Genomic DNA, 25,306 nt, shown 5'->3' with positions numbered 1-25,306 from the left:
GAAAAATCTGGCGCGTTTTTTATGATTAAGGCAGTAAATTTTTTACAATAATATCTCTTAAATCATTTTTGTTAAGAGGTTTATTAATTAAATCATTCATACCTATTTCTAAACAGTCATCTTTTACTTCTCCTAATTCTGCAGCAGTAAGTGCAATGATAGGAGTTTTCTGATCAAATTCTCGTATTCGTTTGGTAGCCTCAGAACCATTTAAGTAAGGCATATTTAAATCCATAAGTATTAAATCAAAATCTTCTTTCTTTACCATTTGAATGGCATTAAAGCCATTTTCTACAATGACACAATCATACCCAATTAAACTTAATAAGTTTTTAGTAACTATTTGATTAATCTTATTATCTTCTGCAACTAATATTCTACGGTACACTTTGGCTTTTCCATTGTTCATTTCATTATTAGCAAGCTCCACTCCTTCTTCTAAAATTTCTAGAGTAAGATCAAAATAGAACTTCGTACCTCTGCCTTCATTACTTTCTAAATGTACTCTACCGTCCATCATTTCCAAAAGGTTTTTTACAATGGATAAACCAAGTCCAGTACCTTCTACATTATTAGATTCTCGATCTACCTGTGAAAATTTCTCAAAAACGAAATCCTTTTTATCTTCTGGAATACCCACTCCATTATCTTCTACTTCATATCTAATATGAATCGAATCTTTTTCTTTGTTTAATAAAATAATACGTAACCAGATCTTCCCATTTTCAGTAAACTTCGAAGCATTACCTATGAGATTTATTAAAATCTCAGATAACCTTAAAGAATCTACATTTAAGGACTCTGGAAGTTCGTTAGGTACTTCTAAAATAAGCTCGTTCCCTTTACTTTTCGCTTGATATTCAAATGAATTGAGTAAGTTTTGTGATAGTTTGAAAAGATTGGTAGGTGTCTTAGCTAATTTTACTTTATTAGATTCTATTTTACTTATTTGAAGTACGTTGTTAATTAGATTTAGAAGATAATCTCCCGAAAACTTTAAAGAACCTAATAACTTTTTATGCCTATCTAAAACATCTTTATCTTCTAATAATAATGAGGTGATACCAACCACACCGTATAATGGTGTTCTTAACTCATGACTTACTGTAGAAATAAACTGTGATTTTACTTGAGTAAGTTTTTCAGCCTCTGCCTTAGCTTCTATAAGTTGTGCATTTTTATCTTTTAGCACATCACTTAAATTTTTCTTAGACCTATAACTAACGTAAAAGAAAAATGCAGTACCAAATAAAAAGATCAATCCAATAACAGCTATAATATTAAGAGTTCTATTATTCTTAGCCATTTGAGATTGATACTCTTTCTCTGTTTGTGCTATTTGTAATTCTCTTTCGTATTCATCTACATTAAAACTTACTCTTGCGATTTCTATTTGTTTAAGTTTTTCTTTATTGTAGACTTTATCTCTATATTCGTGAAACTGTTTGATATCTTCATAGGCTTTGCCAAGTTCACCTTTTTTTGCATACATCTCTGCTCTAGCTTCATATATGTAGGATTCTTCCAATAGCATATTATGCCTTTCTGCTATATTGAGTGCTTCCTGGAAAAATTTCTCTGAATTTTCAAAGTCATTCTTACTTAAAGCAAGCCTACCTTTAAGATAATACACTTCACAATACCCTTCGATATCTCGATTTTCTACAACTAATTTATTAGCTTCTTCGATATAAGGAATGGCTTTATCAAATTCTTTCGTGTCAACGTATGTCCAAGCTAAATTAATGATCGGAGTCATATACTCTTCAGGTTTATTCAATCGCTTACCCAAATCAATAGCCTTGTGGTAATATACCAGCGATGCCTCTAAATCTTTATATCCATCGGAAAAAACATTTCCTAATCCATTATTATTCCATAGAATAAGCAAAGAATCTTCTGCCTTTTCAGCATAATGTAATGATTTCCTGTAGTATTCTTCTGCATTTTTATAATCTACAATTACTTGATAATTGTAAGCCATAAGATAGTAAGCCTCGGATTTATAGTGATCATTTTTTAATTCATGAGCATAATTAGCAGCTTTTATGGCGTACTCTAGAGATTCTTTGACTTTATACTCAAAAGTTAAATTATTGGATGTATCTATTAGAAATTGCAAACTATCATTTACAGGAAATTTCGTTTCTTCCTGACAATACAAGAACCATGGAATAGTCCATAAAATGATGAAAAATAATGACCTTCCCCTCAAAATTAGTTAGTTTTTGATAAATGATTGCTTCTCCACATATTCCCGATGCACCTAAAGAAACGATCGTTCTTCTTTGTTAATTTACTAAAAAAAGAATAAAGTTTAGTGATTTTATGCTGTTAAGATTAAAAATAAATTCACAACGACTAGGAGCTTTTTGCTTTTTTTGTTGTAAAATAAATTCCGAAAATTACAATTGTAGCACCTAAAATCTGTAATATAGAAAGGTTCTCATCCAATATAAAAAATGCAAGTAAAATTGTAGAAACAGGACCTAAACTTCCTATAATAGCAACATTCGATGCTCCTAAGCGACTAATTGCCGCCGAAATAAGATATGAAGGCACCACCGTAGCAAAAAATGCCATGAAAATACCCAAAACATATACTTCTCCTGGATAACTGGTAACATCTCCCCTATCAAAAAGCAGGTATTGGATTATAATACAAAATGATGAAACAATCATTGCGTATGAAGTAAAAACTACAACACCAAATTTAGGTATCAACCAACCGCTTCCAACAAGATATATAGCATATGTTAATGCACTTAAAAAAATTAGAAAAACTCCTAAATGAATATTGGGAGTATCTAGTTGAAGTTCCTGCCAGAATGTAATGATAACTCCAACATAAGTAATTCCAATAGCTACCAATTGTTTTTTGGAAATTTTCGTTTTTAGAAAAACTCTTGATATCACCAATACTAATGTTGGATATATAAATAAAATAATACGCTCTAAGCCTGCTTTAATATATTGCAATCCTAAAAAGTCAAAATAACTCGCTAAATAATACCCTATAAAACCAAAAAATAAGATCCATATATAATCTGACTTCTTTATTTTCTCTGGGTTCGCAGTTCTTGTCAGCATGGCAATAACTAAATAGATTGGCAAAGAAAAAGACATTCTAAATAATAATAAATGTTCTGAACTTATCTGATATTTATACGCCATTTTTACCATTACCGCTTTCGCCGAAAAAAGTACTACTCCAATTATTGCTAGAATGATACCAATAGAGACTTGTTTAGATTTTTGCATGGTACAATATTAGAATCAATAGTTTTTAAATTTTGAAAATGTAGTTATAGAATTACGATGCCCAACAAAAAACCTCTTAGATTTTCTAAGAGGTTTCATCAATGTTATGTTGTTAGTCCTTCATTATACATTAAATAGGAAATGCATAACATCTCCATCGTTTACCACATATCCTTTCCCTTCAATCCCTAATTTTCCAGCCTCTTTTACCTTAGCTTCGCTACCAAAAGATACATAATCTTCATATTTAATTACTTCGGCACGAATAAATCCTTTTTCAAAATCTGTATGGATTACTCCTGCTGCTTGGGGAGCGGTTGCACCGATAGGAATTGTCCAAGCTCTTACCTCTTTTACACCAGCAGTAAAATACGTCTGTTGATTAAGTAATTTATAGGCTGCTCGAATTAAAACAGAAGATCCAGGCTCTTCTAATCCCATATCCTGCAAAAACATTTGCCTTTCTTCGTAATCTTCGAGTTCTGTGATATCCGCTTCCGTTCCTACTGCAAGAATAATTACTTCAGCATTTTCAGAAGCCACTGCTTCTTTTACACGTTTTACGTGATCATTACCCTCTACTGCAGCTCCTTCATCAACATTACAAACATATAATACTGGTTTATCAGTTATAAACTGTAAAGGTTTTACATACGCTAGATGATCATCTTCAGAAACATCTACAGCTCGTACAGATTTACCTTCTTCTAAACCTTCTTTTAATGCTAAAAGAACGGACTCTTCCTTTTGCGCCTCTTTATTACCTGTTTTTGCAGCACGCTTTATTTTATCTAATTTCTTTTCTAAAGTTTCTAGGTCTTTTAGTTGCAACTCTATATCTATAGTTTCTTTATCTCTTATAGGATCTATTGAACCATCAACGTGTACAATATTATCATTATCAAAACAACGAAGTACATGAATTATAGCATCCGTTTCTCTTATGTTTCCTAAAAACTGGTTCCCTAAACCTTCACCTTTACTCGCTCCTTTTACCAATCCAGCAATATCCACAATCTCTACAGTAGCTGGTATCACTTTTTCCGGATTAACAAGCTCTTCAAGCTTTTTTAGTCTTGGATCTGGTACATTTACAACTCCAATATTAGGTTCTATGGTACAAAAAGGAAAATTAGCACTTTGTGCCTTTGCATTAGACAAACAATTAAAAAGTGTTGATTTCCCAACGTTCGGCAATCCAACTATTCCTGCTTTCATATTTTTCGTTATCTAGGAACAAAAGTATTTGTTCAAATTTTTAAGTGTGCAAAGATAATGGTATTAAGGCATAGTAAACAAATACTAAAGAAATAGATTATCACAAAATAATCGTCAAATAATAGTTGTTAATGTAAAAGCGAAATTTTTAATAAAAAATACGGTAATCAAAAGTTTTGAACTTTTTGTATTTTTAACTCACTAAATGATTAACCTATGAAAGTATATAAGAAAGTAACATTATTGATACTTTTATTTTCAGTTTTTATTGGATACACACAATCTGAAGATAAAAAGGAGAAAAAAGAAGAAACTGCAGAAACTAAACCCAAAGAAAACTCTTCTGAAGAAGTTGTTACAAAAACTATACGGATTAAAGGTGCTAATGGAGAAGAAAAAGTAATTACTGAACAACAGATAATTACCAAAAAAAGTGAACTAAAATTGAATCCAGATGAAGAAGATGAGGATACGAATAGAACGGCAGTATATTCTCCACAGACGGTTTCGGTAAAGAATGCTGGTAAAACATCCTCCGAAAAATTATATAGCAGTATCCCAAATGGCTCTGGATATATATTTACAATTATAGACGAAAATGGAGAAAAAATGCTGAAAGCTCGTCCCTTATCTAACGGTTATTATTTGGTGAATTTTGCAAAAGACAATAATTGTTTAGGGCATTTTGACGATACAAAAAACCTAATCTTAGAAACTTATGATTCTAAATCCGATTCAATCATATCTACGAGTTATAAGTTGAAATAAATTATATTTTGGAAAATAATAAAAAGATCGCCCAAATATCCATTTAGGCGATCTTTTTTATCTAATCCTTTACCATTAGTTGTCAGGAGATACAACCAAGTCTTTAATAAGTACTTGTCCATATACATTAGAATTTTCATGACTACTACTAGTAGATTGCAAGTAACAACCTGCTTTAAAATAATTTTCATTAGCATTTCCAATATCAACAGACTCAAATAGTTCCTCTATTCTATTACCATTGTTATTTAAGTTGTATAGCCTAACTACACCATTTCTCATCGTTAACTCGAAATAATACTCCGTATCCATTTGCATATTAAAATTGATAGTTCTTCCGCTTCCTTCAATCTCTTCGGTTACATATCCCAAAATTCTTAAATCCACTGACCCAGAATTTTGTCCAGAACTTCCTTGTACCTGAACTCTAATAACATCATCATAAAAATCATCGCGCTCGTGAATCTGACCAAAAGCTAATTTACCTGAAGGCGGTAAATCTTCTATTTTAAATCTCCATTTCATAGAATGTTCTGTATTTGTATTACCATTCCAATAATTGTCTCCTCCATTTATGACTTCTCTAAGTTCTGATCTTGGATTAGAAGATCCTCCGGATGTTGGATTACCAGGATAACACCTAAAAGCTGCAAATCCATCCTTCTCAAAAAAGAAATGACTTTCTGCTTTACTGGCATTATCTGCATAATTCAATCCATTATCATTGCTTCCTACATTTAGATTACCGCTAAAACCATTAAGCTTCCATCCATTTCCAATAATTGCTGCTGCTGTATTTCCTGGAGGTGGTGGCGGTGGATCTATTGTACCACCAGATCCCACAATACGAGTTTCTGTTATACTATTCCAAGAACTTGAAGAATTACCAAAACAAGATATCCTTACATAACGTGCACTAACTGTATTAAAACTATACTCTTCTAAGCCAGTTGTGTTTCCGCTACTCCCAGTTCTTTTCGCATCAAAAACGGTAACTAAACTTGAAGTAGAATTCCCTACTCTGATTTTAAAGAATGCTTTTCTCTGATTCCCTTTGTACCAAGCTATTTTAAGACTGGAAACATCCTTAGGTGATCCTAAATCGTAAGTAATATATTTTCCTGTATATCCGTTTGATGACCATCTCGTATTAAAATTACCATCAAGTGTATTTTGTGGAACATTACCATCATCACCATTTGCAGAAACAGAAACTGGATTCAAATCTGCTTTAGTAAGAGAACTTTCATCTTTAAAAATAGAATCCTCGGCATCAATAAATTCCTCGTTCTCACAAGAAACTCCTGTTAACACTAGCATAACAACTAGTAAAGATCTAAACAAATAGTGTAAATGATACACTTCCCTTTTTTCACAAAATGTTTTCATAATTGATTGTTTTGAATTGTTGATAGAATTTGTGTTAAAATTTTGGTTACCCAAAAATATAATTGGTCAACCAATTTAGTTACTGCAATATTAATGAATAATTACACCAACTCAAACGATTTCGTAAAAAAAAATATAATTTTTTAACAGTATGACAATCAATAGTCTTCAAAATTATCAACTTGACATTTCAAACCTTTTTTTAAATTCCAACTCCGTTTTTACCACAATTTTGGTAATAATTTCCCCGTGAATATTCTTATCGAATAAGCTTCAGATATATTTTAATTTATATATTTAATGCTTAAACCAATTTAAATTTTTTACATGAAAAAGCTCACACTCATCTTAGGGATGCTGTATGCCAGCATTTCTTTTTCTCAACTTCAAGTAACGGGTACAGTCACAGATACAGATGGTACTCCTTTACCTGGAGTTAACATCCTTGAAAAAGGAACAAACAATGGGGTCATTACTGATTTTAATGGAACTTATACGATAGAAGTAAATCCTGAAGGGGTTTTAGTTTATAGTTTCGTAGGTTTTGGATCTAAAGAAGTGCCCGTAAACAACCAGTCTACTATTAACGTAACTTTATCCAGTGGTTCTGAATTAGAAGAGGTATTGTTAGTTGGTTCTCGAGCATTGCCAAGAAGTAACACTACTTCATCATTACCTATCGATGTTTTAGCATCTAAAGAGCTAGCATCTACTGGTCAGGTAACGTTCGATAAGGCTCTTCAATATAAGATTCCATCATTTAACACGGTTCAAACTCCGGTTAATGATGCAACTTCGTTATTGGATCCTTACGAAATAAGAAATATGGGACCAAGTAGGACATTGATCCTTATCAATGGAAAGCGTAAAAACTTAAGCGCCCTTTTATATACTCAGACTTCTCCTGGTCGAGGAGAAACAGGTTCTGATATTTCTGCAATACCAACAGATGCAATTAAACGAGTAGAAATATTAAGGGACGGTGCTTCTGCACAGTATGGTTCGGATGCGATTGCAGGGGTTATGAACATCATTCTAAAAGATAACCCTAATGAAGGTTCTGCTACTATAAGAACTGGAGTAACATCCGAAGGAGATGGAGAAACGATCGGTATCAGTTTAAATAATGGAGCTACTATAGGAGATAATAAAGGCTTTTTTAATTATACTGTAGATTTTTCTAAAGTAAACTTAGCCAATCGTCCGGGAACAGTTGATGCTGATGGAGAATTTAATGATTTTGTATTTGTAGATCCAAATCTTCCTGATGGAACCCCTAAACCAGACGCGGCAAATATAGCTATTGGAAATACCTTAGGACGAACTTCGGTAGACAACTTTTTAAGTCAGTTTCCTGATGCAGGAAATATCAATGGATCTCCCGAAACATCTGCTGCAAAATTCTTAGTGAATGGAGGGTATGACATTAATGAGAATACGAATATATATATGAATGCTGCCTATGTATATAAAAAGGTAAACAGTTTTGCTAATTATAGAACTCCCTATTGGAGACGTGCAGAAGCATTCAACCCAGATGATGTAGATGGTGTTGACTTCTTTTCTTACCTTAATGATTTCTTTCCAAATGGTTCTAATGGAGAATATATAGGATATCTTCCAACATTCGAAGGAGATTTAAATGATTACAATGCTACTATAGGATTTAAAACCAAAAAGAATGGTTGGAACTTTGATCTAAGTTACACTGCTGGGGGTAACTCTCAAGATTATAGCGTAAATAACTCTCATAACCGTAATTCTGTTTTATCACCATCAACTTGGGTGGATGCAAACGATAACGGAGTTGTAGATCCAGGAGAAATCACGGAAGGATCTGAATTATATCAAGAAAATAGTCCGATATCCTTTGATCCAGGAGGAACAAAGTTTACACATAGTGTAGGTAATATAGATATTGCTAAGCTCATTACTGATCAAATTAGTATTGGTGTTGGAGCAGAATTTAGAACAGAAACATTCGAAATTATTGAAGGAGATCTTGCTTCTTATGATGGTGGTGGAGCCGATTCTTTTGCAGGAAATAGACCTGAAAATTCTGGAAAATTTAACCGTTATAACTTTGGTGGATATCTTGACATATCTGCTGATATTACTGAGGATTTCTTGGTAAATGGAACAATTCGTTTAGAAGACTATAGTGATTTTGGTGAAGCCTTTGTTTGGAAAATTAGTAGTCGTTATAAGTTCTTAGAAGATAAATTTACAGTAAGAGCATCTTTATCTACAGGTTTCCGAGCTCCTACGCTACATCAAATTTATACACAGAGAGCTCAATTCAGTTTCATTCCGGGTCAGGGAATTCAGGTTGGAGGATTAATTAATAATGTTTCTCCGCAAGCCAGACTTTTATCAATCCCTCAATTAGATGCTGAAGAGTCTACAAACTTTACCATAGGTTTCGGCGCAAAGATCAATAAGAACATCAATGTAACTGTAGATTATTACAACATACAAGTGGATGATCGTATAGTTCTGAGTACCGAAATTGGAGCTACAGATGCAGGAAATACCCCATTAGATGACGTATTACAAAATAATAATCTATCTGATGTTAGTTTCTTTGTAAATGCAATCGATACCAGAACTTCTGGAATCGACGTTGTTGCTAATTATAGAAATATCGGTATTGGTCCTGGAAAACTTAATTTTAGTTTATCGGGAAATTACGTGATTCAAAATGAAAGAGATGGTGCTGTAAACAACCCAACATTGGTAGCTGATGCAGGTCAATCCGTTGTAAATGATACCCAAGAAGCGCTATTCTTTACTTCGCGTCCAGAATTTAAAGCCATTCTTGGTGCTAACTATGATATTGGAAAATTTAATTTCTCTTTAAATAATACACTATTCGGCCCAACTAAATTTAGAAATCAAGGATTACAGGATCTAGAATCTTTAGTAGGCGGTGATCCCGCTGATAGTGATGGCGGTTCTGATTTAAGCGTTGAATTTAAAACAAAAATAGTTACAGATCTTGGTATTAATTATAACGCTACAGATAATATTACCGTAGCACTAAACATTAATAACATTTTAAATGTACTACCAGAATGGGAATTCAAATCATTAACTCCCACAGGAGATGCTGTATTAAATGATCCAGATGCTGAGAAAACAGCTTTTAACCTTATTACATTTAACGGAAGATATTCACAAATGTCATATGATGGTTATCACTTCAGTCAGCTTGGAACCCTGTTCAATTTGTCTTTGAATTATAAATTCTAAATCGTGTTCAAAAATCTATCGCTTATTGATAAATTTTGAATACCTATAATTTTAAAAACCTTAGAGAAATTATTCTCTAAGGTTTTCATTTACTTCAGTAATAAAATTATCTGGATTATTTCTTTTGAACAATTTGTAAACACATGAAAATTCATAATACTAATCTAAATACACTTACATGAAAAAACTCACTCTCATTTTATTTGGGCTAATCACTGGCATGACTTTTAGCCAAAAAATTATTACTGGAACAGTTACTGATGTTTCGGGTACCCCAATACCCTTTGTTAATATTTTAGAAAAAGGTTCCGACAAAGGTACTACCACAGATGATAATGGTAATTATACCATTGCTGTTGATGAAAATGCCGTATTGATATTTAGCTTTGTAGGTTTCCAAACTCAAGAAATTTCCGTAAGCAATCAAGAAAAAATAGATATTACCTTATTAGAAGGAGAAGCTTTGAGTACTATTGTAGTTGTTGGTTCCAGAAGCCCCAAAAGAACCGCTACAGATACTCCTGTTGCCGTTGATATTATTGATATGCAAGACGTTGTTACCAAAAGTGGTAAAATAGAAATCAATGAATTACTTCAATATTCAGCACCTTCTTTTAACGCTAACAAACAATCAGGTTCTGATGGTGCAGATCATATCGATCCGGCAAGTTTAAGAGGTTTAGGGCCAGATCAAACGTTAGTTCTTATTAACGGAAAAAGAAGACATTCTTCTTCACTTATCAATATTTTTGGTACTAGAGGTAGAGGTAATTCTGGTACTGATCTTAATGCGATTCCAGCTACAGCTATCAAAAGAATTGAAATTTTAAGAGATGGTGCCGCAGCACAATATGGATCAGATGCTATTGCCGGGGTGATCAATATCGTACTTAAAGATAATATAGATAAACTTAGTGGAAGTATTAGCTATGGAGCTTATAATACAAATGCTAAAGGTGATTTTCCGGAAGGAACTCCAAATACCGATGGAAATCGATTAGATACAGAAAATGATGGAAATCGGATAGGAGAAGACAAGGATTTTGATGGTGGATCTGTAAAGGTAACTGCTAATTATGGAGTTGGTATTGGAGACAAAGGTTATATAAACTTTACCACAGAATACTTAAGTAAGAATAAAACACTTAGACCAGGATTTGATTTTAGACGAGGATTTGGAGAAGCTGCAATCGATGGCTTTAATTTTTTTGCTAATGCCAATATTCCACTATCAGATAAAACCGAATTTTATGCTTTTGGTGGTAGAAACTATAGAGATACCGATGCATTTGCTTTTACCAGAAATGGTGGTGAGCGTGTGGTCACAGAAATTTATCCAAATGGTTTTACACCAAGAATTACTTCTAATATTATTGACAATTCTGTTTCGGCAGGTATTAGAACAGAAACTAATAATGGTTGGAAAATAGATATCAGCAATACGTGGGGAAAAAACAATTTTCACTACTTTATAGAAGGAACTTTAAATGCCTCCTTAGAGGAAAACTCTCCAAGAGAATTTGATGCAGGTGGACATAGCTTAAGTCAAAATACACTTAATTTAGATTTTTCAAAATTTTATCCAAAAGTATCAAAAGGCTTGAACATTGCATTAGGTGCAGAATATAGAACTGAGAATTTTATCATTTTTGCAGGAGAAGAAGGTTCTTATGCAACGTATGATACTAATGGATTACCTATTATAGATCCAGCTACTCAAACACAACCTATTGATCCTGATAGTGGTCAACCTAGACCTGGAGGGTCACAAGGATTTCCTGGATATAGTCCTGCAAACGAAGTAGATCGATCTAGATCCAATCTATCTTTATATGCAGATGCAGAATTGGATATTACAGATGCATTTCTTTTAGCTGGAGCCGCAAGATTTGAGAACTATAGTGATTTTGGAAGTACCATTAATGGGAAGCTTGCCTTAAGAGTAAAAGCAACTGAGAATATTAATTTTAGAGGTTCAGTTAGTTCTGGATTCCGTGCTCCATCATTGGCACAGATTTATTACAATCTTAGATTTACAGATTTCCAAGGTGGAGAAGCTTCCGAAACACTATTATCGCCTAACAATAGCCCGGTTACTGCTTCTTTCAGAATTGATCGTTTAAAAGAAGAAACTTCCGTAAATGCTTCGGTTGGAGTTACCGCAAAGCTTGGCGATTTCTCTGCTACTGTAGATGGTTATTACATAGACATTAAGGATCGTATAGTACTTACAGGTACTTTTGAAGCCACTGATATTGATAATGTTAATGAAGCTCAATTTTTTGCAAACGGAGTTGATACCGAAACCGTAGGTATGGATCTTGTATTATCTTGGAAATCAAACTATAGCTTTGGTACATTATCTGCATTACTGGCAGGAAATGTAAATAATATGTATATCACTGCCGTAAATACAGATTTAGATCCAGACATATTCTTTGGTAAAAGAGAACAAGGATTTTTACTAGCTTCAGCGCCAAGAAGTAAATTCGCATTAAATTTGAATTACACTACGGAAAAATTTAATGCGGGTCTTGGTTTAACCAGATTTAGTGAAATTACATTAGTAGATTTTGATGATAATGATGACGTATACGGAGCTAAAATAACTGCTGATCTTACATTGGGTTATGAACTTACCGATCAACTAAAGCTTACCATTGGAGGAAATAATATCACTAACGAATATCCTGATCAACAAGATGATTTAACAGAAGCCGGTGGATACTGGGACGCTGTACAAATGGGATTCAGTGGAGCTTACTATTACGCGAGATTAGACTTTAATTTTTAAAAAACTGGTCACCTTAAATGAACTAATCAATTAAGGTGACCTTTTTAATAGTATGCTTAAAAAGTTCTCAAAACATTGTCAATTGTACTTTGATACAATTTAAACTCATTCAGATTATTATGTGCTCCTCCTTTTATTACGATCATTTTTTTATCGGAAGATTTACAACTATTAAATAATTTTTCACCCAACGAAAATGGCACTACCCTATCTTTTGTCCCATGATAAATTGTAATATTACAAGTAACATCCTTAATATATTGATCTGATGGAAATTTAAATTTTAAAACCGCTTTTACTGGAAATATTGGGAACCAATACGAAGTTACATCTCCCATAGAACTAAATGGTGTTTCTAAAACTAAATTACCAGGTTTATTTTGTGCTGCTATTTTGGTTGCAATTCCAGTACCCAACGATCTACCATAAATGATAATCTTTTCTTCAGAATATTTGTTTTTTACATATTCATAAAACAACTGTGCATCAGCATATAATAGTTGCTCTGTTATAGTCCCATTATTCTTACCATATCCGCGATAATCCATAATAACTAAGTCATATTGTTTATCTACAAAAAAAGTAGCAACCTTTCCCCATCTTTTTAAACTACCACGATTACCATGGAAATAGAGAATCACACCTTTTGGATTACTGGTTCTAAAATGTAATCCATTCAGCTTACTATTATCTTCTGCAGTGATAAAGAATTCTTCAAAATCTTGATCAAACTGATATTCATAGTCTAAAGAAAGTTTTTCTGGTTGAAAAATAATTTTGTGCTGAAAAAAGTATAATAAAACAATAATCAGTAGGTATATAGATACTATCCAAAACAAGATCTTTTTAAGCTTGGACATTAACTCCTTTTTTGGCATGTTGGACACCAATACTAGTATTAGAAAGATTAATTTTTCTCATTTTGGAATTTATAATCTCTCCCAACATTTTATGGTACGATTCAAAATTATTAAGGTTCTTATGTCCTCCACCAATTACTGTATATAATCGGGTTAGTTTCGGTTTAATTTTAGAAAGTTTGATACTGGATTTAAAAGGAATTAATCTATCGTGTGTTCCATGGATAATATGGATTGGGCAATTGACATATTTTAACCATTTATAGGTAGGAATTGGATACCTCATAATCAAAGAGACAGGCATAAATGGTATATATTTAGCAGCTACTTTACTTAAACTATAGTACGGTGCATCTAGTATCAGCATCTTTGGGTTATTGATAGAAGCTAATTTTGCTGCGAAACCAGATCCCATTGAACGACCATATAAAATTATATATTTTTCATCTACCTGTTCTTTTAGCTTGTTATAAACAAATTGCAAATCTCTTTTTAGCGCTTTAAAAGAACGTCTTCCTGTGCTTTTTCCAAATCCTCTGTAATCCAACATACACACATCATAACGATGTCTCGTAAAATCGACGGCGAATTTACCCCAACCTTTAATGCTTTTAGAGTTTCCTTTTAAATATAGAACCACTCCTTTAGGATTTTCAACCTTAAAATGAAGTCCATTTATAATAGCTCCATCTCTAGTTTCGAGGTTGTACTCTTCTACAATCTGATTATTATAATGAAACTGGAATTCTTTGTCCAATTTCTCTGGTTTAAAAATGAAGTATTCTTGCAAATAATATAAAGCAATACTAGCTACAATATAGCACGCAAGAATAATAATAGCTATGTATCCCCAATTTGGCATATTAATATTCTTAAAGTATTTATAAGTATCTAATTTACAAAAAATTAAAATGATTGCATAAAAAATCCCGCCGAAGCGGGATCTTTACTTTTATATGGTATTCTTATCTTCTTGCATCGTATATTCTAAAACGAACACCAACTCTGGCGTAAATATCAAAAAACTTCGTACTATTCGTATTAAATACTATAGCGCCATCATTATTACCTCCGTCATCACGTCCTTTTAAATTATCGGTAAAGTCATTCATCACGCCAGCTTCAAAAAAGATATCAAACATCTCTCCTATCATTTGAGAAAAACCAGCTCCGTAAACACCTCCTATCACCAATTGTTCATATGAATTTGAGTCTAATTCTAGTTCTCCAACTTCGAAATTAGTATTTAATCTAAAGGAAGGACCAACATTTACAAAGGCTCTAAAGCGATCTTTTCCTCTTCCGAATAAATATCTAAATTTAGGATTAAAACCTACCTGTAAAGCTTTTGCATCTCCTAAACCTTCAACTTCACTCGAACGTTGAACTAAGTCTAGTGAGAAAACAAAACTAGTCTTAGCACGTACTCCCATTAAATAACCATAACCAGCACTAATATAAAATCCTGTCCCAGTACTAGTTTCAAAATTCTCCATATTTAGTGTAGAAAAAGTAGGTCCTCCAGAAACTTCCCATCTGTATTGTCCAAAAGAAGTAGCTGTAAAAGCCATAAAAAGTGTAAATAATAGTATTTTTTTCATAATTATTAGGTTTGGATTTGAGGTTAAATTCTTGACGAAAATAGTAAATTTTAAAAAATGAAATGATAAATACAATAAAAATGAGCTTCGTAATGATATATATACATCATAACAAAAGAATTTATTTTAAAAATGATAGTTGATACCTACACGAGCATAATAATCGAAAAATTTACTTTTGCCATCTACAGAATAGAAATTAGTAAAATTATTTTGAAAATCATTCATAACCCCCGTTTCAAAAAGAACTCCAATTTTATTATCAATAGACCAATCAAATCCTAAATTATAAACTCCACCAAAAATAACAGTATTGTAAGCATCTTCATCTATATCAAATCCATTATCGGTTGCTTCAAAATTATATCTAAATGTTGGACCAACACTTAAAAATGGTCTAAAGTTATTTTCTATTCTGATAAAAAAGTATCTAATTTTAGGAGAAAAACCTAATTGCGTAAATCTAACGCTAGACTCTCCGAAAACACCTAAGTTAGGACTAAAAGTAAGCTTGGAATTTCTTTTCAAGAATTCAAAAGAAGAAACTAACGCCAATCTTCTTTTTTCACCAAACTCATACTGATAGCCAAAGTTAACAAATACACTATTCCCCGAATCTGTTTCAGAGAACACCATATTCTCTTCTAATTGAAGCTTTGAAAAAGTAATACCCGTTGTTAATTCAATACTATGCTGTGCTTGGATATTACTAATACAAATAGAAATAAGAGAAACTAGAAAAATTATCCTCATGGTTATAAAGGTTAGTTATATTAAATAAAAAAACCTATCAATGAAGATAGGCCTTTTAGTAATCTATATTATTAGACTTATTATTCTTTATGCATAAATGCTTGTTTCTGTAATAAAAACTCTTCAGTTTCAACGATATCTTCATCAGGAACACAACAATCTACAGGACATACCGCAGCACATTGCGGTTCTTCATGGAATCCTTTACACTCTGTGCATTTATCAGGAACGATATAATAAATCTCATCACTTACTGGTTCCTGAGCTTCTTCTGCATTCACAGCTTTTCCTCCAGGAAGTACAACATCCCCTTCTAAATCTGTACCATCAGCGTATCGCCAATCATCTGCACCTTCATAAATTGCAGTGTTCGGGCATTCAGGCTCGCAAGCACCACAGTTTATACATTCATCTGTTATTATAATTGCCATAGCTCTTTTTTATTCTAAATTTGCAACACAAAAATAACTCGTAAACTAGTTATAAACAAATTACAAATGGTATTAAATGACCGAATTATCGCTTTTTCTGAACTAGGAAAGTTCTTGAGTCAATTCAAAAACACTGGTTATGAGAAGATTAGCGACGTTAAAAATAATGAGGATTTTTTTGATGGAATGATCCAAAAAATAGTATCTGCTAAGAATCATAATGGTTGGTTTACAGAAGAAAACATTTTGTTTTCTTTAGAACAGTGGAGTGCGTTGTTAACCAAAGAAAATCTTGAAAAATGGTTGTCACCTTACAATCTAGATGATGTATCCAAAAAAACAGTAGGTATTATCATGGCTGGAAACATTCCTTTGGTAGGTTTTCATGATTTTATTTCTGTTGTGATTAGTGGACATAAAGTAATTGCTAAACAATCATCTAATGATAATCAACTTCTTCCCTATCTCGCTTCTTATCTGATTTCAATTCAACCCAAATTAAAAGACTACATTTCTTTTACCGATGAAAGAATTGAAGGTTTTGATGCTATTATAGCCACGGGAAGTAATAATACAGCTCGTTATTTTGAGCATTATTTCGGTAATAAACCTAATATTATTCGTAAAAATCGAAATTCTGTTGCTGTTTTAACAGGTAATGAAACTAAAAAGCAATTAGCAGCACTTGGTAATGACATTTTTAGATATTATGGTTTAGGGTGTAGAAGTGTCTCTAAAATAATGGTCCCTCCTAATTATGATTTTGATTTATTTTTTAAATCAATTTATGAATTTAATGATATCATCAAAGGTGCTAAATATGCTAACAATTACGATTATAATAAAGCTGTATATCTAATGAGTAGTTTTAAATTACTCGAAAATGGTTTTCTGATGCTAAAAGAAGATGCAAGTTATAGCTCACCAATAGCTACTTTGTTTTATGAAACATATTCCTCAAAAGAAGAGCTAGAAAGAAAATTCGAGTTAGATAAAGAACAAATACAATGTATCGTAAGCGATCAGTTCTCTGAGGAGAGTATCGATTTTGGCAACACACAATCCCCTTCTCTATCAGATTACGCAGATAATATTGATGTTATTGAATTTTTAACAACAATTAGCTAAATAATTTATCATTTTGACAATGCATTTGTTTTAGATTATTAGCACCTTTGTGGTGTTTTTTCGAACTGGTTTAGACAACCAGAAAATAACAAGAAAAGTAACTATTAAAAATTATAAAAACTACTGATGAAAAAGCACAACTTTAGCGCAGGACCTTGTATTTTACCACAAGAAGTATTTCAAGAAGCATCCCAAGCGGTATTGGATTTTAACAACTCTGGGTTATCTATTTTGGAGATTTCACATCGTAGCAAGGATTTTGTTGATGTAATGGAAGAAGCCCGAAGTTTAGCACTAGAATTACTGGGCTTAGAGGGCAAAGGCTATAAAGTACTTTTTCTACAAGGAGGTGCTAGTACTCAGTTCTTGATGACTGCTTACAATTTATTACAATCAAAAGCAGGATACATCAACACAGGTAGCTGGAGTGACAAAGCTATTAAAGAAGCTAAAATATTTGGAGAAGTAATAGAAGTTGCTTCTTCTAAAGATGCTAACTACAATTACATCCCTAAGGGATATGATATTCCAAAAGGGTTAGACTATCTACATTGTACGAGTAACAATACTATTTTTGGTACTCAGATAAAAGAGTTTCCTACAACTGACGCTCCTCTAATTTGTGATATGAGTAGTGACATTTTCTCCAGACAATTAGACTTCTCTCAATTTAGCTTGATTTATGCAGGTGCACAAAAAAACATGGGACCTGCTGGTACTACACTAGTAGTAATCAAAGAAGATATTCTTGGTAAAGTAGAAAGACAAATTCCTTCTATGTTAGATTATAATGTACATATTAGCAAAGGAAGTATGTTTAATACGCCACCTGTATTTGCTGTATACACTTCTATGCTTACGCTAAGATGGTTAAAGAAACTTGGTGGTATTGCTGCTATCGAAGAAGAGAATGAGAAGAAGGCAAAGCTTATCTATTCAGAAATTGACTTAAATCCTTTATTCAAAGGTTTTGCAAAAGAAGAAGATAGATCAACCATGAATGCTACTTTTTCTCTAGTAGAAGGAAATCTAAAAGAAACCTTTGATGCAATGTGGAAAGAAGCAGGTATCAATGGAGTTAATGGACATCGAAGCGTTGGTGGTTACAGAGCAAGTATGTACAACGCAATGAGTATGGAAAGTGTCGCTGCTTTAGTAGATGTTATGAGCGATTTAGAAAGAAAAGCATAACGTAATAAGCACATTAGAAATTAAAAGCTAAATTCTTAAATAAGAACCAAAAACTTAAAAAATCAAACCTTTACAATGAAAGTATTAGCAAATGACGGTGTATCACAAAGTGGTATTGATGCCCTTGAAAAAGCTGGATTCGAAGTGCAAACTACCACTGTTGCACAGGATCAATTAGTAGATTATATAAACAGCAATGAAATTAATGTATTATTAGTTCGTAGTGCTACTAAAGTAAGAACTGATATTATTGATAATTGTAGTTCTTTAAAAATTATTGGTCGTGGTGGTGTTGGTATGGATAATATCGATGTTGCTTACGCACGAGAAAAAGGATTACATGTAATTAATACCCCTGCTGCATCTTCTGGTTCGGTTGCTGAACTCGTATTCGCGCACTTATACGGAAGTGTTCGTTTTTTACATGATGCTAATAGAAATATGCCTTTAGAAGGAGATAGTAAATTTAAAAACCTTAAAAAAGCATATGCAGGTGGTATTGAACTTAGAGGAAAAACGCTGGGTGTTATTGGTATCGGTCGTATAGGTCAGGCTACTGCCAAAATTGCTATTGGAGTTGGAATGAAAGTAGTAGCTTTTGATCCATTTATTGAAGAAGTGGATATCCCTCTAGAATTTTTCGACGGACAATCTGCAAACTTTAAACTGAAAACAGTTTCTAAAGAAGAAGTGCTTAAAAATGCAGATTTCTTAACACTACATGTTCCCGCACAAGAAGAATATGTTATAGGTAAGAATGAAATAGCTCAGATGAAAGATGGTGCTGGATTAATTAATGCTGCACGTGGTGGAGTAATTGATGAGGTTGCCTTGGTTGATGCTCTAGAAAAAGGTAAATTAAGTTTTGCAGGATTAGATGTATTCGAAAATGAGCCTAAACCAGCAATAAAGGTATTAATGAATAACAAAATTTCATTAACACCGCATATCGGTGCTGCAACAGGAGAAGCACAAGACAGAATAGGACAAGAACTAGCAGATCAGATCATCTCTATTCTTAAATAATATACTTACGATAAAATCTTAACAGAACACCTTTATACTTGCTATAAAGGTGTTTTTTGTTGTTCATCGTCAAAAAACACCTTTCGTCTATTATTTACTAAAATAAACACAAGTCTATTCTCTGATCTTACTGATAAAAAATGTAACTTTAGAACACATAATAAAAATATATAAATCATGTCTGGAATTTTAGATCTTTTAAATAGTCCAATCGGAAAACAAATCATTAGCGGAGTAAGTAATCAAACTGGGCAATCTGCCGATAAAACTGGAAACTTATTAAGTATGGCTATGCCTGTGTTAATGGGTGCAATGCAAAAAAACGCATCTACTCCAGAAGGAGCTTCTGGTTTATTAGGTGCCTTATCAGGAAAGCACTCTGGAGGCAATATTTTAGATAACCTTGGAGGTTTATTTGAAGGTGGTGTTGAAGAAAGTGTAACGAATGATGGTGCGGGAATTTTAGGTCACATTTTAGGTGGTAAACAACCTGCTGTAGAAAATGCTTTAAGTCAAAAGTCTGGTATTGATGCAGGTTCTGTTGGACAAATTCTTAAAGTTGCTGCCCCAATTCTTATGGGAGTTTTAGGAAAACAAGCTGCTCAAAATAATGTTTCTGATGCCAATGGATTATCAAGTATGCTCGGTGGGATGCTTGGTGGAGGTCAAGGATCACAACAACAATCTTTAATTGAATCTTTCTTAGATGCTGATGGAGATGGTAGTATTTTAGATGATGTCGCTGGTATGGTGCTAGGTGGTGGTCAAAAGAAAGGTGGAATCGGAGGATTACTTGGTGGCCTTTTTGGAAAATAAAAAGAATATAATTTTCATATAATGAAAAGGAGTTTAGGTAAGTTCTAAACTCTTTTTTCGTTTATAGTATGAGGTAAGCTAAATTCACAAAAATGTTAAATACAAAAGCTTTTTAGTTAACTTTTTGTATATTTTAACTATGGGAAAGATGAAAAATATTATTTATGTAATTATCATCACTTTATTTGTATATAGTTGTGCTACAACTAAAGAAAGAAGTCTTGACACTACTGCTACCAATACGATTTCGGATACCTTACGAATTGCAAATGATGACCTAGAATATGAAATTATTATTATAGAACCGGGATTTAATACTTGGTTAGTTACTCAAAGACCAAGAGGATATTATAATCAGCAATTTTTGGAAATTAGAAATCGTCAATACGTAATCGAATATAACCAAAGAGTGATACAACCACAGCGTTTTAATCCCAATTTATATATCCAACAAATAAACTATGAACAGCATATCGATTACGGATACGAAGTAAACTATTTACTCTATAATTACTTCTTATTTTTTGAACAGCGATATAACCAACGTTTTTTTGTAAGTAGAGGATAAAGGTTTTGGCGTAGAGAGTTTAAATCGTATTTTTGTGCTATGCAAAAATTCAAAGATCGCTGGGAAATTCAGGCTAACTGGCAATTAATTTTTCCCGTACTAGGAATCGTAAGTTTATTATTCTCTTCATTCCTTTTGGCAAGAGGAATCATCTCCAATTTCTTTACGTTATCAGAAGACAAGGAACTTTTCATTATTACTATTTCCGTAATATCCTTACTTCTTTTTATAGTTCTACTAGTAATAACACTAAAACTTTTCAAAGCGTTAGAAAATAGATGGAATGTTACGTATCGCTGGGAACTTATTGCCATCTTTATTGCTTTTGCAATTACAGGTTCTACCTCGGCTAGAATATCTGATCCGATTTTATCTTTGCTAGGTTTAAGCAAGGAAACAACCAATGGATGGATCTATTGGCCATTAAGAATTTTCTTAATATTCCCAATATACCAGGTAATTTTACTGATAGTCGGTTGGCTATTTGGTCAATTCAAATTTTTCTGGTGGTTCGAGAAAAAAATGCTTCGTAGAATGGGATTTGCTAAGTTCTTAAAAGACTAAGAAGGGTCTACCTCTATTACATCTCCCTTAACTTTTTCTTTTTTTACAACATATGTATAAATCCACATCAGTGTAAATGTTGGAATAAAATCTAAACCTGGAAAACCTTCTTCAATCAAGGTAAAAAATCCTGCAGCCTTCCCTACTTTACCTTTATACATTTTAGTCATGAGCCATCCTGCTAAAGGAGCCCAAGCAATGTCTATTATCTCGGTAAAAGGAGGAAAAATGTAAGATAGCATTCCAATGGCATCAAATAAGATACTAAGTGCTAATTTTTTTGTTTTGTTTTCTGTCATATACTATTATTTTGGGTTCTTTAATTTACACAAAATAAAGCAAATAGCATTCCAAAATGATATTATGCCAAATCGGCGGTTATTCATCTCAAAAATTTTGTTCTTGTTTTTTATTTATAGGATTTAATATTTAAAGAACAATACGGAATTATTGTTTCTACCTACTATAACGAGACTATCTCTAGAAATAATATCTCTTATTTCTCCAGGAGCGTAAAACCCTCCTTCTTCTGCATGAAATTGTAAATTTCCTTCGTTTTTCAGAAAAATACCATCTGTCGCATCATATCTTCCTGCTTGGGGTTTAACCCCAAAAAGATTCCCTCCAAGTAATAAGTCAATATCACCATCTCGATCATAATCCCCAGAGGAAATTGCAAATATCGGAGTAAGTTGTGCTGCTGCAGGTAACGCTTGTACTGTAAACGTAGCATCTCCATTATTGATAAAAAGCATTGATTCCAAATCGGTAACTGTAGCTACAACAGAATTATCCAATTGTTCTCTTGAAAACATTTTTTCGATAGTAGCTCCTTTATAGGACTTAAAATCTGGAAACTTTTTTTTAATAGATCTTATTTGATCAATGAGATCATTGCGAATAGCATAGGGCACTGCGTCTCCAGAAGAATTGTATTTAGAAAGAATAGGATCCAGAAAGCCATTTTGGTCATAATCATTTACAAAAAGTGCTATCGGTTGCTCTTTTGAAGCCTTAAACATACTATTTAATCCATGGTTACCAGCTACTATGTCCTGATCTCCATCGGCATCAATATCTACGATATGTAATGTGTTCCACCAGCCTTTTAGATGAGTAAGTTCATTTTCTTTAGGTATAAATTTTTTCTTAGCATGTAAAAAACAATGTATCCCCATGTATTCTCCAGCGATTATTAAGTCTTCATAACCATCTCCATCTATATCTGCAAAAGCAGCATCTGAAATCATGCCTATTCCTTTTAATTCTGGAAGCCAAGATTCGGTTACATCTTTAAAAACGCCGTCTCCTTGGTTTTCAAAAAGATATCCATCAGAAGACATTCCATAAGCATCTGATTTTGAGCCCTCACCCACAAAAACATCCAAATCATTATCTCCATCAAAATCAGAGATAGCTATACAGGAAGTATTAATTGCCAAACCTCCAAATAATGCCTCTTTTCTTTTGATCAAAGATCCATTTTTATTAATATATAATCTATCTTTTAATAGTTCTGAATTTTTCTCTATTTCTACTCCTCCACTTCCAATAATTAAATCTAAATCCTGATCGCCGTCCACATCTAAGAATACGGCTTCAGTATCATCAAAATCACTATCTAATTCTAAGGTTTTCCATGGAGAACTTAAGGATTTGATTTTATTTTCTTTTCCTTTTGCTCCTGAAACAAATAAATCTTCAATACCATCTACATTCCAATCAGATAAGGATATTCTGGGTCCCTTGGTGCTTTGCATATGATACAAAAAGCGATCTCGATCAAAATCCACAAATCGATTTTCGATATGCATTATAGTATCTCTATCTAATTTCTTAAATATTTTAGGTGGTTTTGAATGTTTCTTTTCTACTCTCGAAACTATCGCTTCCTCTTCTCTTATAACAATAGTTTTATTAACCGCTATATTTTCCAAATAAGATACCTTACCTTCAGTCCATTGTACTTCTATACTTACAGTAGTGTTCGATTTTAGTCCAACCAATAATTTTGGATCTACACAGGATTGAAAACCCCTCACTGGTTGTTGTTCTATATAGTATTCTTGTGATTCAGATCTAACAATTACTTTGCTGCCGATACCTAACTTATTACGTTCTCCTTGTAATACAATACTTATACTATTTCCTTTGGTATTATTTTTATATATAGATGACTCTCCATTTACATTATTAATCACCAAATCCAGATCTCCATCATTATCAAGGTCTCCATAGGCAGAACCATTAGAAAATCCATTAAGATCTAGGCCAAATTCTTTTGCTGATTCCTTAAATTGTAAGCCATCAAGATTTTTGAAAAAATTATTTGTAATAGGACTAGAAGGGAGGTATTTAGAAAGTCTATCATAATCGAATCCTTCTTTCGAAATATATCCTTTCAAAATCTCTTCGTTTGATATATAATTTATATAGTCCAAATCGGTAAGGTCTTGATAAATACCATTGGCAACAAAAATATCTTTCAAGCCATCATTATCCAGATCAAAAATTAATCCTCCCCAACTCCAATCTGTAGCTTCAAGGCCCGAAAACCGTCCTACCTCTTGGTATCCTTCTGGAGAACTTAGTTGAAAAACATTTCGTGAAAATTGGTTATGATATCCAAATTTTCTATTAAACTCGGATTTATTCCAATCCATAAAAGTCGTTTTGGTTTTTATCCTTGCATCATCGCGAGGTAGCATATCTGTAACAAATAAATCATTGATCCCATCATTATTAATGTCTGCCATATCCGCTCCCATAGAATTAAGGCTAATAGATTGAAAATAATCCGTAAGCTCTTCTTTAAAGGTTCCATCTTTCTGATTGATATATAAATAATCTCTCTCAAAAAAATCATTTGATATAAAAATATCCTCCCAATTGTCCCCATTGATATCTCCAACAGCAACTCCTAATCCAAAGCCAATTTCACTACTATAGATACCTGCTTCTTCACTAACATTAATAAAAATACCCCCTTCATTTTTCATTAATTTATCACCTCCTAGATAGTCTCTTTTAACTCTTTCATTTTGCCTTTGATCAAAAGCTGCTAAAGGTTTGTAAGAGTTATTCAATAAATAGGCATCCAAATCACCATCCTTATCGTAATCAAAAAAAGAAGCATGAGTTCCAAATCCAGCATCAGCAAGATTATACTTTACCGCACTCTCAGTAAAGGTTAGATCTCCATTATTAATAAAAAGCTCATTCTCTTTCCTTTCCTTATCTACACTTCCTGAGTTGCAAACATAAATATCTAGCAAACCATCTCCATTGATATCTACCATAGTTACTCCGGTAGACCAGGAGCTATTTCCTCCTGTATTCGAAATAAGTGTAATATCTTTAAATTTAAAATTACCAAGATTAAGGTATAGCCTATTTTTTTTGAGATTTGCCGTAAAATAAATATCAGCGAGACCATCATTATTAATATCTCCTATAGCTACACCTCCACCATTATAATAATTGCGATAATTATATCCATTAAACTCTTTTTCAAAACCAAGTTGATTAACAAAAGTAATGCCTGTTTGATCAGAGCTCATAAGCTCCATAACGGCTTTACTTTCGGATTTTTTACAGGAAGTAACAAAAATAATCGCCATAAGAAGGCACAAGAACATAAAAGAAGACTTCTTAATCATTATTAAGAGGATTTAGTAATATAATTG

At 32.8% G+C, this 25,306-nt stretch carries 20 protein-coding genes; 9 read left to right on the top strand and 11 right to left on the bottom strand.

The features are described from left to right. Positions 1-25: 25 nt before the first annotated feature. The 3 genes from ABD077_RS10055 to ychF all read right to left on the bottom strand — a co-directional run bounded on the left by ABD077_RS10055 (position 26) and on the right by ychF (position 4,479). On the bottom strand, positions 26-2,215 hold the full coding sequence (locus ABD077_RS10055; protein WP_343912185.1) for a tetratricopeptide repeat-containing hybrid sensor histidine kinase/response regulator: 2,190 nt from the start codon (positions 2,213-2,215) through the stop codon (positions 26-28). A 146-nt stretch (positions 2,216-2,361) separates the two neighbouring features. Beyond that, the gene (locus ABD077_RS10050; protein ID WP_343912184.1) at positions 2,362-3,261 is read right to left on the bottom strand and encodes a DMT family transporter; all 900 of its coding nucleotides are present in this window, start codon (positions 3,259-3,261) and stop codon (positions 2,362-2,364) included. A gap of 123 nt (positions 3,262-3,384) precedes the next feature. Beyond that, complete coding sequence (gene ychF, locus ABD077_RS10045; RefSeq protein ID WP_299602046.1) at positions 3,385-4,479, bottom strand: redox-regulated ATPase YchF; 1,095 nt, start codon at positions 4,477-4,479, stop codon at positions 3,385-3,387. Positions 4,480-4,695: 216 nt separating this feature from the next. Between ychF and ABD077_RS10040 the strand changes: the two genes are divergently transcribed. Beyond that, on the top strand, positions 4,696-5,247 hold the full coding sequence (locus ABD077_RS10040) for a hypothetical protein (RefSeq protein ID WP_343912183.1): 552 nt from the start codon (positions 4,696-4,698) through the stop codon (positions 5,245-5,247). A gap of 75 nt (positions 5,248-5,322) precedes the next feature. Here ABD077_RS10040 and ABD077_RS10035 read toward each other — a convergent pair whose 3' ends face one another. Beyond that, positions 5,323-6,636, bottom strand: coding sequence for a polysaccharide lyase family 7 protein (locus ABD077_RS10035; protein WP_343912182.1), 1,314 nt, complete (start codon positions 6,634-6,636; stop codon positions 5,323-5,325). 327 nt (positions 6,637-6,963) lie between these two features. On the opposite strand from ABD077_RS10035, the gene ABD077_RS10030 reads away from it, so the two are divergent. Beyond that, positions 6,964-9,888, top strand: a complete 2,925-nt coding sequence (locus ABD077_RS10030) for a TonB-dependent receptor (protein WP_343912181.1) — start codon at positions 6,964-6,966, stop codon at positions 9,886-9,888. A gap of 178 nt (positions 9,889-10,066) precedes the next feature. Then, positions 10,067-12,682 (top strand): TonB-dependent receptor, encoded by a 2,616-nt coding sequence (locus ABD077_RS10025; protein ID WP_343912180.1) that lies wholly within the window; start codon positions 10,067-10,069, stop codon positions 12,680-12,682. 56 nt (positions 12,683-12,738) lie between these two features. On the opposite strand, the gene ABD077_RS10020 is transcribed toward ABD077_RS10025, so the two are convergent. The 5 genes from ABD077_RS10020 to ABD077_RS10000 all read right to left on the bottom strand — a co-directional run bounded on the left by ABD077_RS10020 (position 12,739) and on the right by ABD077_RS10000 (position 16,327). Continuing rightward, positions 12,739-13,542 carry an alpha/beta hydrolase gene (locus ABD077_RS10020; protein WP_343912179.1) on the bottom strand — a complete coding sequence of 268 codons (804 nt, stop codon included), beginning with the start codon at positions 13,540-13,542 and terminating at the stop codon, positions 12,739-12,741. Next, positions 13,529-14,404, bottom strand: coding sequence for an alpha/beta hydrolase (locus tag ABD077_RS10015; RefSeq protein ID WP_343912178.1), 876 nt, complete (start codon positions 14,402-14,404; stop codon positions 13,529-13,531). Before ABD077_RS10015 ends, ABD077_RS10020 begins: the two co-directional genes overlap by 14 nt. A 103-nt stretch (positions 14,405-14,507) precedes the next feature. Next, positions 14,508-15,143 (bottom strand): hypothetical protein, encoded by a 636-nt coding sequence (locus ABD077_RS10010; RefSeq protein ID WP_343912177.1) that lies wholly within the window; start codon positions 15,141-15,143, stop codon positions 14,508-14,510. Between the two features lie 126 nt (positions 15,144-15,269). Then, positions 15,270-15,896, bottom strand: a complete 627-nt coding sequence (locus ABD077_RS10005; protein ID WP_343912176.1) for a porin family protein — start codon at positions 15,894-15,896, stop codon at positions 15,270-15,272. Between the two features lie 80 nt (positions 15,897-15,976). Then, positions 15,977-16,327, bottom strand: a complete 351-nt coding sequence (locus ABD077_RS10000) for a 4Fe-4S dicluster domain-containing protein (protein ID WP_343912175.1) — start codon at positions 16,325-16,327, stop codon at positions 15,977-15,979. Positions 16,328-16,393: 66 nt separating this feature from the next. Between ABD077_RS10000 and ABD077_RS09995 the strand changes: the two genes are divergently transcribed. The 6 genes from ABD077_RS09995 (at position 16,394) to ABD077_RS09970 (ending at position 21,620) form a co-directional block, all read left to right on the top strand. Continuing rightward, a complete protein-coding gene (locus ABD077_RS09995; protein ID WP_343912174.1) occupies positions 16,394-17,455 on the top strand; it encodes an acyl-CoA reductase in 1,062 nt (353 codons plus the stop codon). A 126-nt stretch (positions 17,456-17,581) separates the two neighbouring features. After that, entirely contained in the window at positions 17,582-18,646 is a 1,065-nt protein-coding gene (serC, locus tag ABD077_RS09990) for a 3-phosphoserine/phosphohydroxythreonine transaminase (protein ID WP_299602080.1), read from the top strand. Between the two features lie 75 nt (positions 18,647-18,721). Continuing rightward, positions 18,722-19,672 carry a D-2-hydroxyacid dehydrogenase gene (locus ABD077_RS09985; RefSeq protein ID WP_343912173.1) on the top strand — a complete coding sequence of 317 codons (951 nt, stop codon included), beginning with the start codon at positions 18,722-18,724 and terminating at the stop codon, positions 19,670-19,672. 177 nt (positions 19,673-19,849) lie between these two features. Then, the gene (locus tag ABD077_RS09980) at positions 19,850-20,488 is read left to right on the top strand and encodes a DUF937 domain-containing protein (RefSeq protein ID WP_299602086.1); all 639 of its coding nucleotides are present in this window, start codon (positions 19,850-19,852) and stop codon (positions 20,486-20,488) included. 148 nt (positions 20,489-20,636) lie between these two features. After that, positions 20,637-21,056 (top strand): DUF6146 family protein, encoded by a 420-nt coding sequence (locus ABD077_RS09975; RefSeq protein WP_343912172.1) that lies wholly within the window; start codon positions 20,637-20,639, stop codon positions 21,054-21,056. Positions 21,057-21,095: 39 nt separating this feature from the next. After that, a complete protein-coding gene (locus ABD077_RS09970) occupies positions 21,096-21,620 on the top strand; it encodes a DUF6787 family protein (RefSeq protein WP_343912171.1) in 525 nt (174 codons plus the stop codon). On the opposite strand, the gene ABD077_RS09965 is transcribed toward ABD077_RS09970, so the two are convergent. Together ABD077_RS09965 and ABD077_RS09960 are read right to left on the bottom strand one after the other, a co-directional pair. Next, positions 21,617-21,919, bottom strand: a complete 303-nt coding sequence (locus ABD077_RS09965) for a hypothetical protein (RefSeq protein WP_299602092.1) — start codon at positions 21,917-21,919, stop codon at positions 21,617-21,619. The two genes, ABD077_RS09970 and ABD077_RS09965, sit on opposite strands and share 4 nt — an antisense overlap. A 123-nt stretch (positions 21,920-22,042) precedes the next feature. Beyond that, a complete protein-coding gene (locus ABD077_RS09960) occupies positions 22,043-25,279 on the bottom strand; it encodes an FG-GAP repeat domain-containing protein (RefSeq protein ID WP_343912170.1) in 3,237 nt (1,078 codons plus the stop codon). Positions 25,280-25,306: the final 27 nt, after the last annotated feature.

The organism is Aquimarina litoralis (genome assembly GCF_039523995.1).
GTDB lineage: Bacteria > Bacteroidota > Bacteroidia > Flavobacteriales > Flavobacteriaceae > Aquimarina > Aquimarina litoralis.
Note: the sequence above shows the minus strand (reverse complement) of the source record. Positions and strands in the feature narration are given on the sequence as shown.

Coding starts and splice junctions, on each gene's coding strand:
- ABD077_RS10050 (WP_343912184.1), bottom strand. CDS start 3,261: ATGCAAAAATCTAAACAAGTCTCTATTGGTATCATTCTAGCAATAATT.
- ychF (WP_299602046.1), bottom strand. CDS start 4,479: ATGAAAGCAGGAATAGTTGGATTGCCGAACGTTGGGAAATCAACACTT.
- ABD077_RS10040 (WP_343912183.1), top strand. CDS start 4,696: ATGAAAGTATATAAGAAAGTAACATTATTGATACTTTTATTTTCAGTT.
- ABD077_RS10035 (WP_343912182.1), bottom strand. CDS start 6,636: ATGAAAACATTTTGTGAAAAAAGGGAAGTGTATCATTTACACTATTTG.
- ABD077_RS10030 (WP_343912181.1), top strand. CDS start 6,964: ATGAAAAAGCTCACACTCATCTTAGGGATGCTGTATGCCAGCATTTCT.
- ABD077_RS10025 (WP_343912180.1), top strand. CDS start 10,067: ATGAAAAAACTCACTCTCATTTTATTTGGGCTAATCACTGGCATGACT.
- ABD077_RS10020 (WP_343912179.1), bottom strand. CDS start 13,542: ATGTCCAAGCTTAAAAAGATCTTGTTTTGGATAGTATCTATATACCTA.
- ABD077_RS10015 (WP_343912178.1), bottom strand. CDS start 14,404: ATGCCAAATTGGGGATACATAGCTATTATTATTCTTGCGTGCTATATT.
- ABD077_RS10010 (WP_343912177.1), bottom strand. CDS start 15,143: ATGAAAAAAATACTATTATTTACACTTTTTATGGCTTTTACAGCTACT.
- ABD077_RS10005 (WP_343912176.1), bottom strand. CDS start 15,896: ATGAGGATAATTTTTCTAGTTTCTCTTATTTCTATTTGTATTAGTAAT.
- ABD077_RS10000 (WP_343912175.1), bottom strand. CDS start 16,327: ATGGCAATTATAATAACAGATGAATGTATAAACTGTGGTGCTTGCGAG.
- ABD077_RS09995 (WP_343912174.1), top strand. CDS start 16,394: ATGGTATTAAATGACCGAATTATCGCTTTTTCTGAACTAGGAAAGTTC.
- serC (WP_299602080.1), top strand. CDS start 17,582: ATGAAAAAGCACAACTTTAGCGCAGGACCTTGTATTTTACCACAAGAA.
- ABD077_RS09985 (WP_343912173.1), top strand. CDS start 18,722: ATGAAAGTATTAGCAAATGACGGTGTATCACAAAGTGGTATTGATGCC.
- ABD077_RS09980 (WP_299602086.1), top strand. CDS start 19,850: ATGTCTGGAATTTTAGATCTTTTAAATAGTCCAATCGGAAAACAAATC.
- ABD077_RS09975 (WP_343912172.1), top strand. CDS start 20,637: ATGAAAAATATTATTTATGTAATTATCATCACTTTATTTGTATATAGT.
- ABD077_RS09970 (WP_343912171.1), top strand. CDS start 21,096: ATGCAAAAATTCAAAGATCGCTGGGAAATTCAGGCTAACTGGCAATTA.
- ABD077_RS09965 (WP_299602092.1), bottom strand. CDS start 21,919: ATGACAGAAAACAAAACAAAAAAATTAGCACTTAGTATCTTATTTGAT.
- ABD077_RS09960 (WP_343912170.1), bottom strand. CDS start 25,279: ATGATTAAGAAGTCTTCTTTTATGTTCTTGTGCCTTCTTATGGCGATT.